The organism is Arthrobacter sp. 05T444 (assembly GCF_056395905.1).
In genome coordinates this window covers 33,293-45,623 of the sequence record NZ_JBFTKK010000020.1, presented here as the reverse complement: position 1 = coordinate 45,623, position 12,331 = coordinate 33,293, and the positions used below count along the sequence as shown (strand labels likewise).

General features: G+C 67.2%; 12 protein-coding genes. 9 read left to right on the top strand and 3 right to left on the bottom strand.

The features are described 5' to 3' along the window. Positions 1–17: 17 nt before the first annotated feature. Positions 18–854: an endonuclease III gene (nth, locus tag AC1DD3_RS17345; RefSeq protein WP_476882160.1), complete on the top strand. Its 837-nt coding sequence runs from the start codon at positions 18–20 to the stop codon at positions 852–854. Further along, on the top strand, positions 851–1,528 hold the full coding sequence (locus AC1DD3_RS17340) for an NUDIX hydrolase (protein WP_230119355.1): 678 nt from the start codon (positions 851–853) through the stop codon (positions 1,526–1,528). The genes nth and AC1DD3_RS17340 overlap by 4 nt, the downstream gene beginning before the upstream one ends. A 72-nt stretch (positions 1,529–1,600) precedes the next feature. Here AC1DD3_RS17340 and AC1DD3_RS17335 read toward each other — a convergent pair whose 3' ends face one another. Together AC1DD3_RS17335 and AC1DD3_RS17330 are read right to left on the bottom strand one after the other, a co-directional pair. Then, positions 1,601–1,798, bottom strand: a complete 198-nt coding sequence (locus tag AC1DD3_RS17335) for a YegP family protein (RefSeq protein ID WP_230119354.1) — start codon at positions 1,796–1,798, stop codon at positions 1,601–1,603. Positions 1,799–2,044: 246 nt separating this feature from the next. Further along, positions 2,045–3,853, bottom strand: coding sequence for a bifunctional 3'-5' exonuclease/DNA polymerase (locus tag AC1DD3_RS17330; protein ID WP_230119353.1), 1,809 nt, complete (start codon positions 3,851–3,853; stop codon positions 2,045–2,047). Positions 3,854–4,135: 282 nt separating this feature from the next. Here AC1DD3_RS17330 and ssd point away from each other — a divergent pair, with 282 nt between their 5' ends. The 7 genes from ssd to AC1DD3_RS17295 all read left to right on the top strand — a co-directional run bounded on the left by ssd (position 4,136) and on the right by AC1DD3_RS17295 (position 9,869). Then, entirely contained in the window at positions 4,136–5,482 is a 1,347-nt protein-coding gene (gene ssd / locus AC1DD3_RS17325) for a septum site-determining protein Ssd (RefSeq protein WP_354962158.1), read from the top strand. A gap of 59 nt (positions 5,483–5,541) precedes the next feature. After that, complete coding sequence (locus AC1DD3_RS17320) at positions 5,542–6,879, top strand: TadA family conjugal transfer-associated ATPase (protein WP_230119352.1); 1,338 nt, start codon at positions 5,542–5,544, stop codon at positions 6,877–6,879. After that, a complete protein-coding gene (locus AC1DD3_RS17315; RefSeq protein WP_230119351.1) occupies positions 6,876–7,781 on the top strand; it encodes a hypothetical protein in 906 nt (301 codons plus the stop codon). Before AC1DD3_RS17320 ends, AC1DD3_RS17315 begins: the two co-directional genes overlap by 4 nt. A gap of 105 nt (positions 7,782–7,886) precedes the next feature. Continuing rightward, the gene (locus AC1DD3_RS17310; protein WP_230119350.1) at positions 7,887–8,501 is read left to right on the top strand and encodes a type II secretion system F family protein; all 615 of its coding nucleotides are present in this window, start codon (positions 7,887–7,889) and stop codon (positions 8,499–8,501) included. Between the two features lie 239 nt (positions 8,502–8,740). After that, on the top strand, positions 8,741–9,025 hold the full coding sequence (locus tag AC1DD3_RS17305) for a DUF4244 domain-containing protein (protein WP_230119349.1): 285 nt from the start codon (positions 8,741–8,743) through the stop codon (positions 9,023–9,025). 80 nt (positions 9,026–9,105) lie between these two features. Next, positions 9,106–9,504, top strand: coding sequence for a TadE family type IV pilus minor pilin (locus tag AC1DD3_RS17300; protein ID WP_476882147.1), 399 nt, complete (start codon positions 9,106–9,108; stop codon positions 9,502–9,504). Continuing rightward, positions 9,501–9,869, top strand: coding sequence for an Rv3654c family TadE-like protein (locus tag AC1DD3_RS17295; protein WP_230119348.1), 369 nt, complete (start codon positions 9,501–9,503; stop codon positions 9,867–9,869). Before AC1DD3_RS17300 ends, AC1DD3_RS17295 begins: the two co-directional genes overlap by 4 nt. On the opposite strand, the gene AC1DD3_RS17290 is transcribed toward AC1DD3_RS17295, so the two are convergent. Next, on the bottom strand, positions 9,866–12,262 hold the full coding sequence (locus tag AC1DD3_RS17290; protein WP_230119347.1) for a DEAD/DEAH box helicase: 2,397 nt from the start codon (positions 12,260–12,262) through the stop codon (positions 9,866–9,868). The two genes, AC1DD3_RS17295 and AC1DD3_RS17290, sit on opposite strands and share 4 nt — an antisense overlap. Positions 12,263–12,331 lie beyond the last annotated feature (69 nt).

The window sequence follows — 12,331 nt, the reverse complement described above, 5'->3', positions numbered from 1 at the left end:
ACCCCGCTGTGGGAATTGTGCAGCCCGGGTCCCCGCCGGCCGGGGCCCCGGCGGCTGGTACCGGTCAGCCCTCCGGCGGGTCTGCGCTGGCGCTGAAGCGGCGGGCACGGCGGATCAACCGGGCGCTCGCGGAGCAGTATCCCTACGCCCACGCGGAGCTTGATTTCCGGAGTCCGTTTGAGCTGCTCGTGGCCACGGTACTCTCTGCCCAGACCACCGATGTGACGGTCAACCTCATCACACCGCTGCTCTTTGCCCGTTATCCGGACGCACGCAGCATGGCCGAGGCCGATCCCGAGGAGCTTGAGGCCATCATCAAGCCGACAGGCTTCTTCCGGGCCAAGTCGAGGAACCTCATGGCACTGGGGACGCGACTGGTGGATGAATTCGACGGCGTGGTGCCGGGCAGGATCGAGGATCTGGTGACGCTTCCCGGCGTCGGTCGCAAGACCGCCAACGTGGTGCTGGGGAACGCCTTCGGCATCCCGGGCATTACGGTGGACACGCACTTCGGCCGCCTCGCGCGGCGCTTCGGCTGGACCGACTCCGACGATCCCGTGCGCATCGAATCGGATGTTGCCGAACTCTTCGAGCCCAAGGACTGGACTATGCTGTCGCACCGGGTGGTGTTCCACGGCCGGCGGGTCTGCCACTCGCGGAAGCCGGCCTGCGGTGCCTGCGCCGTGGCGAACTGGTGTCCGAGCTTCGGCACGGGCGAGACGGATCCGGCGAAGGCGGCGAAGCTGCTCAAGTACGAGCTTGCCCCCGGCAACGAAGAGCTCTTGGGGAAGCTACTGGCTGAGACGCACCGTGCAGCCGAAATCCGGATGGAATCGCAGCGGAGGACCCCATGACCGCACGCCAGGACTTGGTGGACCTGGTTGATTTGATCAGCGCCGGGACCGGACCGGCCCGCAATCCCTACTGGCGGACACTGACAGTCGACCCCTCGGTGGCGCGCAAAGCCGCGGTGCTGATCCTGTTCGGTGCACTGGATGACGTTCCGGCGGAGTCAGGAAAACCGCTGGCCCCCGCAGATTTGGATGTCCTGCTCCTTGAACGGGCGCACACCCTGGATGACCATCCAGGGCAGGTCGCGTTTCCGGGAGGCGGCATCGACCCGGACGAGTCGCCGATTGCTGCGGCTCTCCGTGAGGCTGAGGAGGAGACCGGTGTGGACCCTGGCGGAGTTGAGGTGCTGGGCGCGCTGCCGGAGTTGGCGCTGCCCCGGGGCAACTACCTCGTGACGCCCGTCCTTGGCTGGTGGGCCTCACCGTCTCCGGTCCGGGTGGTGGACTACGGAGAGTCTGCCCAGGTTTTCCGCGTTCCGGTGCGGGACCTTCTTGATCCGGAAAACCGTGCCATGGCCACCGTCACGCGGATGAGCCAGACGTTCCAGAGCCCGGCGTTCACCGTTAAGGACGTTGTGGTCTGGGGGTTCACCGGCATGATCCTGAATGAGCTCTTTGACCAGCTGGGCTGGTCGGTTCCCTGGGACCGGACGCGGCTGCACCCGCTGATGCTGTAGCTCGTTCGATGACTGAAACCGAGCCTGGGCGTACGCTGGGATGCCGGTGCAGCCGGCCCTGTCCGGGTTCTGCTAGCTCTGGTGGTGCGGCTTCCGCAGGTCCACCACGAGCCCCGTTGCGGCGTTCTCCCGCATCGCGTCGATGCCTGCCACGACGCCTGAAAGGCTCCTGAAGCGCGGTGACACCGCCACAATCTTGCCGTCTCCGTCTTTGAGCCGGAACTTGTAGAACTTCTCGTCGTCCTGATGTACTTCAAATCTGCCCGCCACTGGCTGGACCCCCTGATGATGCTTCGTTGCACTTGCCGGGCCAACTAACTGCCACTGCCCGGTCACTTCAGGGTAGTGTGACGCGCCGCACGGACGCGAACTACCCGCGGGTACGTTACTCACTGAAACGATCCGTTCCGGTGCAGTCACCGTGTGACTTTGGTTCCCGCCGCAGACAGGCTAGTGTCCGCCGTTGAGGCCCGGCGACAAAGATCTCCACACCGCCGGTGGCCGCCGGCACCCGCCTTATTTCGCGTTGTCGTACGAGTCCACCACCGCCACACTCACCGGGAACTCCACCGGAATCCGGCCGAAGAGAAGCTCCTTCGCGGCGTTGGCGGCGTCCTCTACGGCACGGATGCAGCTGTCCACAGCGGCGTCCGGGGCATGGACCATGACTTCGTCGTGGAGGAAGAAGACGAGCTCAGCGGATGCGGAGCCGTCGGCACGCATGGCGCGCAACCGGCGTCGTAATTCCGCAAGCCAGCAGGCTGCCCAGTCGGCTGCGGAGCCCTGCACCACGAAGTTGCGGGTGAACCGGCCGCGTGAGCGGGCAATCGAGTCCGCCCGGCGCTGCTCCTCCGCGGTGGTCGACTGCTGGCTCCGGAACCACCCCTCTGACGGCGGCGGGCTGCTGCGGCCCAAACGCGATGTGACAGTCTTCCCTGCCTCCCCGGCGCGGGCGGCCTGTTCCACGAAGCCGACGGCACGCGGATAGGTGCGCGCCAGCTGCGGCATGAGCCGGCCGGCCTCGCCAGAGGTGGCGCCGTACATGGCTCCGAGCAGGGCCATCTTGGCCTTTGCGCGGTCGCCGCCGAATCCCTTTGCCGCGATGCCCGCGTAGAGGTCCTGATCGCGGGCCGCTTCGGCCATCGTGGAATCCTGTGAAAGAGCCACGAGAACGCGCGGCTCCAGCTGCGAGGCGTCCGCGACGATCAGCTTGTGGCCAGGGTCGGCGTGTACCGCGCCGCGGATTTGCCGCGGGATCTGCAGGGCACCGCCGCCGCGCGACGCCCACCTGCCGGACACCACACCGCCCACCACGTACTCGGGCTGGAAGCGCCCGTTCCTGACCCAGGCGTCCAGCCACGTCCAGCCGTTGGCCGTGTGCAGCCGCGAGAGTTTCTTGTAGGCCAGCAGGGGTTCGATGGCGGGATGGTTCGACTCCTTCAGCTCCCACTGCCGCGTCGACTTCACCTCGATGCCGTTCCGGTGCAGGGCGCGCATGAGCTCCTGGGGCGAATCCGGGTTCAGGCCAGGGGAGTTCAGCAGCCGGCGGAGCTCGGTGTTGAGCGCCTCCAGCTTGGCGGGGCGTTGGCCGGCCGGCGGCCGCGGACCGAGGTAGTCGGCGAGGATCCGTTCGTGCAGCTCTTCCCTCCACGGCACGCCCGCGTGCTGCATCTCGGCCGCGATCATGGCACCCGCCGATTCCGCTGCGAGCAGGAGCTGTAGCCGCTGCCTTCGGTTGCCGTCCGCGCTGGCGGCAGCCACGGCTTCCTGCTGGGCCGCGTACTCGGCACGCAATTCTTCGGCGGTGTGCCGCGGTTCAGCGTTCATGCCGGGATCGTCGAAGAGCGACCCCTGGTCTGCCGGAGGCGGCGGCGGCTGAAGCGCCCGCGGGGGTTGCTGGAGGTCGTCGTCCTGCGTCAGCTTCTCCGCGTTCTGTGCATACGCCGTGTGGGCGGTGAACTCCGAATGCGCCAGGATGGCGCCGCACAGCGCGAGGTCGTAGCACCGTTCCAGCTCAACGCCGGCAGCCAGCAGCGCCGGATACCAGTCCTGCGTGCGGTGCCAGATCCATCGTGGGCGCCGCTTTTCGAGATCACGCACGGCGGCGGCGAGCCCGGTTGCGCTGTTGGCCCCGGCGGGGCTCCCGGCTGTGTCCGGTCTGGCGGGCATACCGTCGGGCCGTGGGCCGACGTGGTGGGTCATGTTGTCGCGGTCCGCGGTGCGGCTGACGATTTGTGGTTCCGGGTTGCGCGGATTCGGCAGCCCGCCGGCGGTGAGTTCCTGTATCACTGCGCCGTCGGGGTGGGCGGCCAGCAACAGATACATGGATCAATTCTGCCCTGAGTTTGACCCACTTCGGTGCTGCGGTGCGTATTCGCGTCCCTTGGGCTGATTCGTGGCTGCTTCGTGGCTGATTCGTGGCTGCTTTGGGGGGGCTGGTTCGTTGCTGCTTGGGATGCCCTTGGCGGGTCCTTGGCTGGACCGGTCGTTGGTGCGGCATCACTCCCCGTACTGCGACTTTTCCTCCACAGGGCTCGCGCCGCGGAGTTGTCCACATACGGTCATCCACGACTGCCCTGCGGCACTGCTCCCAGCCAGAGTTGCTCCATGAGCAGGCATCACGCACGGAACCAGGGAGCTCCATCTGAACCGGACACCGCACTGCCGGCCGCGCAGGCGGACGTTGGCTGGGAGGACGGCCCGCCAGGACTGCCCCTCGACGACACGGCCGATTCGGCGGAGCGGCGGCCAACTTTCGCTCCGGAGCGCCCGGCCAGTATGACGCCGGTTCCCTCTGCGCCCCGGTTTTCAAGACCCGGGCGGGCTTCGGCGCAGCCCCCCGGACGTGCCGCGCGACTGCGTTACCCGGGCGACACGCCGGGCGCATGGCTCCCCGTCGAAGCTGAGGAGGTGCTGCTGGTAACCGCCTTTGAATTTCTCCAGGGGGAGGTGGAGCGGATCGTGGCGGCGGCAGGGGGACGGCTGCGCGTCGTCGCCGGCGTCTCGGAGGCTGCACCGTACTGGGATTCAGCGGCAGCCGTCTTGGTAGGAAGCGACATCCGTGAGCTGCCCCCGCGGCGCCGGGCGCCCGCCGTGCTGGTGGGCCTGAGCGGAGAGGGGGACAGCCTGTGGCACCTTGGTGCGGTTTTGGGCGCACAGCGCGTGGCGGTTCTTCCCGACGCGGCGGCCTGGCTCGCAGAGTACCTCAGTCGTTCACGCTCACCGGAGGCAGGAGGGCTGGTTCTGGGCGTCACCGGCGGGTGCGGGGGCGCGGGCGCCACCACCGCCGGCATCTGGATCGCGCAGGCCGCCGCCGGAATTGGCGCACGGGTCTTGCTCGTGGATGCAGACCCCTGGGGCGGGGGACTCGAGCTTGCCCTGGCAGCGGAGGAATCGCCGGGGCTCCGCTGGCCGGACCTGGCGGATGCCAGCGGCAGCATCGACCCTGGCCAGCTTGCGGATGCGTTGCCTGTGGCTGGAGGTTTCTCCTTCCTGTCCTGGCCGGGAAGCAGGGAAAGGCCGCCTGTCGTGGATTCGGCCACTGTGGGCGGAGTGCTGGACGCCGCGAGGCGGGGCTACGAGCTCGTCATCGTGGACATCGGCAGAAATGTCGAACCTCTCCGGACGTTTGCCTGGGACTGCGACCGACTGCTCGTGGTTGTTCCGGCCCAGCTGAAGGCCGCTGTCGCCTGTGCCCGGCTCCTTCAGGAGCTTCCGCCGGTGGATTCAGCGCTCGTGATCCGGGGCAAAGCCGGGGCTGCCCTGGACGGAACCCTGATCGCTGAGTCTGTGGGGCTCCCGCTGCACGGTGTCTTGCCGGAAGTGCGCGGCACCGCCGGCGCAGCCGAGCTTGGCCGCCTGCTGGAGCAGGGCAAGCGGAGGAGCGTCCGGCGGTTCGCCGCCTCAGTCTTGGACCTACTTGATGGTGAACTGATGACCGGGGACGCCCAGTGAGCGCGCATTCAAGTGCCCCTGGGGCTGGTGCCCATTTCGGTCCCGGGAGTGGAGGGGCGATGCCCGGGCACCCGGAAGCCGGAGGCCGACGGCGAGCGGCCAGGGAATTTGATTCGGGACTGCTCGAGACTGTGCGCGAGTCCGTCATGGCCGACGCTGGACCGGTTACGCCGTCTCGCGTTGCCGCCGCGGTGCAGGCGACCGGAAAACTGCTTGGCACGGCTGGATCCCTGGCGGCAGTTGAACGGATCAGCGCCGAGCTGAACGGTCTCGGTCCGCTTCAGCAGCTGGTCAGGGATCCTTCCGTTACCGACATCTTCGTCAACGCGCCGGATTCCGTATGGCTCGACCGCGGCAGGGGCATCGAACGGGCGCCGGTAGCCTTCGCCGGCGAACCCCAGCTCCGGGCCCTGGCGTCCCGGCTGGTTGCAGCTGGCGGCCGGCGCCTGGATGATGGCTCACCGTGCGTGGATGTACGGCTCGACGGCGGCTACCGCATCCACGCTGTCCTGCCGCCGATCTCCACCGCCGGAACACTCCTGAGCGTGCGGATCCGTCGCGAACGCGTCTTTTCCCTGGACGAACTCAGGCGCGGGGGGATGTTCGGGCCGCTGATCCAGTCTGTTTTGGAACAGATGGTGGAGCGACGGCTGAGCTTCCTGATCAGCGGGGCGACGGGTTCGGGAAAGACGACTCTGCTGTCCACCCTGCTGGGACTTTGCGATCCAGGTGAGCGGCTGGTTCTGATCGAGGATGCCTCGGAGCTGAACCCGGTTCACCCGCACGTTGTGTCGCTTGAGTCGCGGCACGGCAACCTCGAGGGCGGCGGCGAAGTGGACCTGGGCGAACTCGTGCGCCAGGCGCTGAGAATGCGGCCCGACCGGCTGGTGGTGGGAGAATGCCGTGGCGCAGAAGTGCGGGAGCTTCTGACAGCCATGAACACCGGCCACACCGGCGGCGGAGGGACGATCCATGCCAATGCTGCCGGCGCTGTGCCTGCCCGACTCACTGCTTTGGGAGCCTTGGCGGGGCTGGGGCAGGACGCCGTACGGCTGCAGGTCTCCAGCGCTCTGGACGTAGTGGTACACGTCGCGAGAACCCGGGAAGGGCGTCACGTGGCCTGCATCGGGGTGCTGCAGGAGACAGCTGGCAGTCTTGGCGTTTCCGCAGCCCTCGAGAATGCCGGCGGGCGGCTCGTCGTTGGACCGGCGTGGGCGATGCTGGCCCACCGCCTCGGCATCGATCCGGAGCTGGCCCTTGGACAGACACAGCCTACGGTCCTGGATCTTGCTCAGGCTTCTGCTCCGGCAACCGCCCACACTTTAGACGGCACCCAGCCGACGGACACCGAGCAGGTACGCGAGTGGATCCGGGGACCTGCCGGTGTTGCGGCATGATTGCCGTACTCGTTGGAGTGCTGGCTCTTGCCCTGTGGTTGATCCTGCGTCCCCCGCGCGGCCTGAGTCGCCGTGTCCGGAGGGCCTTCGCTGGGGGTGTCACCCGCGGCAGCGGCGCGTCCTCGGGCCGTGACCCCGGAGCTTCCCGAAGGCCAGCGGGACCTTTGCTCGGCGCCGGTGCTGGCCTTGACCAGAAGCACCGGCGCAGGGGCAAGTGGCGCGGTGCCGGCGGAGGCCAGAACCACCGTGGTGCTTCGCTTTTGGGCCGCGCAGGCCGCGGTCGGACGGACGCGGCCGTATCGCTCACTGTGGTGGTCCAGCAGCTTGCCGCACTGCTGAAAGGCGGGCGGACACCGTCGCGCCTCTGGGACGAGTTGTGGGTGGTTTACGCAGAACCTGACGGGCTGGACAGGAAATCCGACGGGCCACGGCTGAGCCCCGGATCGGCGGGAGTCCTCGCGGCGGCCCGCGGGGCAGCAATGCGGGGATCCCCGGTCGCGGAAGCAATACGTCTCGCGGTACCGTCGTCTGTCCACGCAGCGGGCAGCCACGAACCGCGGATCTGGGCGGAGCTGGCGGCCTGCTTCGATATCGCCGAGGCCAGTGGCTGTCCATTGGCGGACGTCCTGACCCGCTTCGCGGCACAACTCGAGGTTGAAGACGACGCAGAGGCTGCCCGCCAGACCGCCCTCGCAGGTCCTAAAGCGACAGTCACTTTGTTGACCTGGCTTCCCCTGCTCGGACTCGGGCTGGGGATCTGCCTCGGCGTCGATCCCTTGGCGATGCTGGTGGGGACACCCCTTGGCGTGAGCGCATTTGTCGCGGGGACCGTGCTCACCGTTGCAGGCCGGATCTGGTCTGCCAGGCTGGTCCGGGCAGCGGCCGGAACGGCAGTGTCATGATGGCGCCGCGGCTTGACGACGCCGTCGCGTTGATTGGTCGGGGAAGTGGCACGGACGCCGATGCCGGCCCAGTGACAGGACCGCTGGAGTGACGGGGCTACGGACATGACGGGGCCGATGCTTTCCGCCGTGCTGATGGCCGCGCTGCTGGCTTTCGCCGCTGCGCTCGCCTTAACGGGCCACTCACGCGCGCGAAGACGGCTGCTCTCCAAGGTCGGGGTGTTGCTGGACGGCGAGAGATCCCATGAGAGCTCGGGAAGGACGAGTTTTTCAGGGCCGGAGCCCGGTCTGCGTGACACGGCGATGATGCTTGAACTGATCGCCGCCATGCTCGATGCGGGATCAGGAATCGGACGGTCCCTGGAGCTTGTGGCGGCAGCTGCCTCCGCGGAGTACAGCAGGTCCCTGAGGCCTGTGGTTGCAGCCTTGGCCATCGGGGCGGATTGGGAGACGTCGTGGCGGAGCTCAGAGGGGCATTCAGCGGAGATACTGGCACTTCGCGACGCCTTGGGGTTTGCCGCGCTGACTGGCGCGCCGTCTTCCGCGATCCTTTACGCCCAGGCTGCCAGGATGCGCCGTGAGAGGTTCCGGTCCGCTGAAAAACGCGCAGCGTCCCTCAGCGTCAAGCTCGTGATCCCCCTTGGTCTGTGCTCCCTCCCGGCATTCATCTGTCTGGGAGTGGTCCCGGTGTTGCTCGCGCTGGTGCCCTCGGGAACGTGAGTGCCTGCTCGCGCTGGTGCCCTCGGGAACGTGAGTGCCTGCTCGCGCTGGTGCCCTCGGGAACCCGGGCGCCTACGTTTCCTGCGCCAGCACTTTCCCTCCGCCGGACACTTTCCCTCCACAAGGTGGCCCGGCCACCGCTTTTCCACTTAGGCCAATTTCTCACTTACCGGTCGGCCCGCCACCCGGAACAGTCGGAGTAGCCGGCAAGACCGCCGGCCAAGCAGAAAGGAAGACTTATGTCCCTGAATCAAAACAATCTCGGCGGAGCCCAGCCTGCACGTCAGGAAGGCAACGAGGCCGGGGTCCGGGAAATTTACCCTGGAGCCAGCGCAGCGCCCCGGGTGAAGATGCGCCCGCGGCGGCGCCTGATGGGCTCGGATGCCGGAATGGCGACGGCGGAGTACGCCATAGCCACGCTGGCCGCAGTCGGATTCGCCGGGCTTCTGGTGTTCATCCTGCGCAGCGACGAAGTCCGCGGTTTCCTGCTCAACCTGATCCGCACGGCGCTGGCCTTGCCGTGAGGCTCCTGCCGCAGACCCCGCCACCTGTTGCGACGGAGAGCAGCACAAACGGCAGCCGCAAAACGAACAACCGCGGGGCCGTGACGGCTGAATTCGCGGTCGCACTGCCTGCTGTCCTGATGCTGCTGACTATGCTTCTGGCTGGGTCTGCGGCGGGGGTCACGCAACTCCGGCTGGAGGAGGCGGCCAGGGCCGGCGCCCGAGCACTTGCCCGCGGAGAGGATCCTGCTGCCATCGATGTAATTGTCCGAAAGCTGGCTGGCGGCTCGGCCTCTTCGGTTGTGGACACCGAGGGCGAATGGCTGAGCGTGACCGTGTCGGTACGGATGGCAGGGCCTATGGGAAACGTAGTGCCCTGGACACTGACGGCGAAGGCCGAGGCCCGTGCTGAAACGGCGGAGTCCACCCGGACACCGGGGAGACTCGAAGGCAAGCCAGGGGGCCCGGAGAAACAAACGACTATAAGGAGACCGGAGTGAAGCGGCGTCAGCAGGCGGAGGAGCCTGATTCCGAGCGGGGGTCCGGCACAGTGCTCGCAGCGGGTCTAGGCATGGTGGTCATCCTGGCCATGTCCATGCTGCTCCTGCTGGCGCAGTCGGCCGTGATGGCCTCCAAAGCGGCAGCCGCGGCCGACCTCGCGGCTCTGGCAGCAGCGGATGCACTGCGCGGCGTGACGGCGGGTGAACCATGCATTCTTGCTGCAGAGGTAGCAGGCCGGCACGGGGCCAGGCTGCTCAGCTGCGCTGAGGAAGGTGGTCAATCCGTCGAAGTCCACACCCAACTTACGGCCGGCACCATCCTCGGATCAGCAGCCGGGCGGGCCCGGGCGGGGCCGCCGCCTTAGCCCGCGGTTGGCACGACAGCACTCGCGGCATACGCCTCGGGCGGGGCAGCGGACTCCTTTGCATCCCGCAACAGAACGTCAATCAATGTGACGGCTGCGTCCTTGTCCAGTGGATTGTTCTTGTTGCCGCATTTGGGGGACTGAACGCAGGACGGGCAGCCGGACTCGCATTCGCAGGCCTTGATGGCGTCCCTGGTCGCGGCAAGCCACACCTTGGCCTTCTCGAAGCCCCGTTCCGCAAAGCCTGCACCGCCGGGATGCCCGTCGTACACAAAAATCGTGGGCACGCCCGTGTCGGCGTGGATCGCTGTGGAGACGCCCCCGATGTCCCAGCGGTCGCTGGACGCCACGAGGGGCAGGAGTCCGATGGCTGCATGTTCTGCTGCATGGAGCGCGCCGGGGAACTGTGCCTCGATCAGGCCGGCACCTGTCAGGGACCGGTTGTCCATGACGAACCAGACCGCCTTGGTAAAAAGGTCCCGTGCCCCGAGTTCCAAGGGTTCCTCGCCAAGGACCTCATTCGAAATCAGGGCCTTGCGCTGAAAAGAGACCACTTGAGTCGTCACCTTCACATCGCCGAAATGCACGGCGACGTCGCCCCACTGGGCCGTGCGCTCGGTCTCAAGCACCTCGATCTGCGTTATGTCCCGGGCCGTGGTGTAGTAGTCCGGGTTCGCGCGCCGCACCACAACACAGTGATCGTCCTCGTTTAGGTCCTCCACGACGTAGCTGTCGCCCTGATGAACGTAGATGGCTCCGGTATGGGCCTGGTAGTGGGTCTGCGGCGAATCCATGGTCCCCAGCAGGGATCCGGTATCGGCGTCCACGATACTTACCGGACCGCCTCCGTCGGCCCGCAGGTTCACCATGGCAGCCGCGCCCTGCGGGTGCGTCCAGAACCAGCCGGCAGGGCGCCTCCGCAGATAACCCTGCGCCACTAGCTGACCGAGCAGTTTCTCTGCGGTGCCGCCGAACAGAGGCAGCTCCGCAACCCCCAACGGTAGTTCGGCTGCTGCTGCGCACAGGTGGGGGCCCAGCACATACGGATTCGACGGATCAAACACCGTGGCCTCAACCGACACATCGAAGATCGCCTCAGGATGGTTCACCAAATACGTGTCCAGCGGGTCATCGCTGGCCACAAACGCGGCGATGGCATCCTGTCCGGCGCGCCCCGCCCTGCCGATCTGCTGGAAGAGGGATGCCCTGGTTCCCGGCCAGCCGGCTACGAGCACCGCGTCCAGCCCTGAGATGTCGATGCCCAGCTCTAGGGCCGACGTGCTGGAGATGCCAAGCAGTTGGCCGGACCGCAATGCCTTTTCCAAGGCACGCCGTTCCTCCGGAAGGTAGCCCGAACGGTAGGCGGCAACCCTCTGGGGCAGGCTGGGATCGACTTCATCGAGGAGCCGCTTGGTGATGGAGGAAATGGTTTCCGCGCCGCGCCTGGACTTGATGAAGGCGATGGTCCGGATCCGGGATGAGACGAGGTTCGCCAGCAGGTCTGCGGTCTCGGCCACTGCCGTCCGGCGTTCCTTGGCACCGTTCTCGCCCCGCACCTCAGTCAGGGCCGGTTCCCAGAACGCCACGGTGGTGGAACCGTGCGGTGAGGAATCTTCTGAGACAGCCCGGACCGGGGCGCCGATGAGCCTGCCAAAGGACGTTTCCGGTTCAGAAGCCGTGGCAGACGCCGCAATGAAGACCGGGCCGGGGGAAGAAGCGCCGGCGTAATAGGCGCAGATACGCCGGAGGCGGCGCATCAGGTTGGCCACATGGGAACCGAAAACGCCGCGGTAGCTGTGTGCCTCGTCGACGATTACGTAACGCAGCCGCCGGAAGAACCCCGCCCACCAGGCATGGTTGGGCAGGATCCCGAAGTGCAACATGTCCGGGTTGGCCAGGATGAAATTGGCGTGGTCCCTGATCCAGCGCCGTGAGGCCGGGTCCGTGTCGCCGTCGTAGGTTTCTGCCCTGACGGTGGGCAGCTTCAGCGAGCGGATGGCTGCGAGTTGGTCCGCTGCCAGCGCCTTGGTCGGGGACAAATACAGCGTCACGGCGCCATCGTCATGGATCTTGCCAGGCTCGGAGAGGACACGCAGTTCTGAGCGGTGGATCGCGTCCAGGGCCGGGAGCTGGTAGGCGAGCGACTTTCCGGAGGCCGTGCCCGTAGCTATCACCACATGTTCGCCGGCGTGCGCGATGTTGGCCGCCTGGATCTGATGCCGGTACGGCTGGTGGATGCCCAGTTTGCCGTACGCAGCCACGACCTCAGGATGGGCCCACTCCGGCCACGGCTCGTGCACAGCCGCGCGCGCCGGGATGGTCCGCACATGCCGCAGCTGTTCCGGGTCCGGGCCGCGGCCCAGCAGGGGAATCAGCGAGTCATGGGGGTTCACCCCAATATTCTTTCACCCGCGCAAAAATCAGCACGGGAATGCAAGAATCAGCACGCGAATGCGGGCACC

Bases quoted from the DNA above. Each gene is read 5' to 3' on its own strand.
- AC1DD3_RS17340 (WP_230119355.1), top strand. From the start codon at position 851: ATGACCGCACGCCAGGACTTGGTGGACCTGGTTGATTTGATCAGCGCC.
- AC1DD3_RS17330 (WP_230119353.1), bottom strand. From the start codon at position 3,853: ATGTATCTGTTGCTGGCCGCCCACCCCGACGGCGCAGTGATACAGGAA.
- ssd (WP_354962158.1), top strand. From the start codon at position 4,136: ATGAGCAGGCATCACGCACGGAACCAGGGAGCTCCATCTGAACCGGAC.
- AC1DD3_RS17320 (WP_230119352.1), top strand. From the start codon at position 5,542: ATGCCCGGGCACCCGGAAGCCGGAGGCCGACGGCGAGCGGCCAGGGAA.
- AC1DD3_RS17315 (WP_230119351.1), top strand. From the start codon at position 6,876: ATGATTGCCGTACTCGTTGGAGTGCTGGCTCTTGCCCTGTGGTTGATC.
- AC1DD3_RS17310 (WP_230119350.1), top strand. From the start codon at position 7,887: ATGACGGGGCCGATGCTTTCCGCCGTGCTGATGGCCGCGCTGCTGGCT.
- AC1DD3_RS17305 (WP_230119349.1), top strand. From the start codon at position 8,741: ATGTCCCTGAATCAAAACAATCTCGGCGGAGCCCAGCCTGCACGTCAG.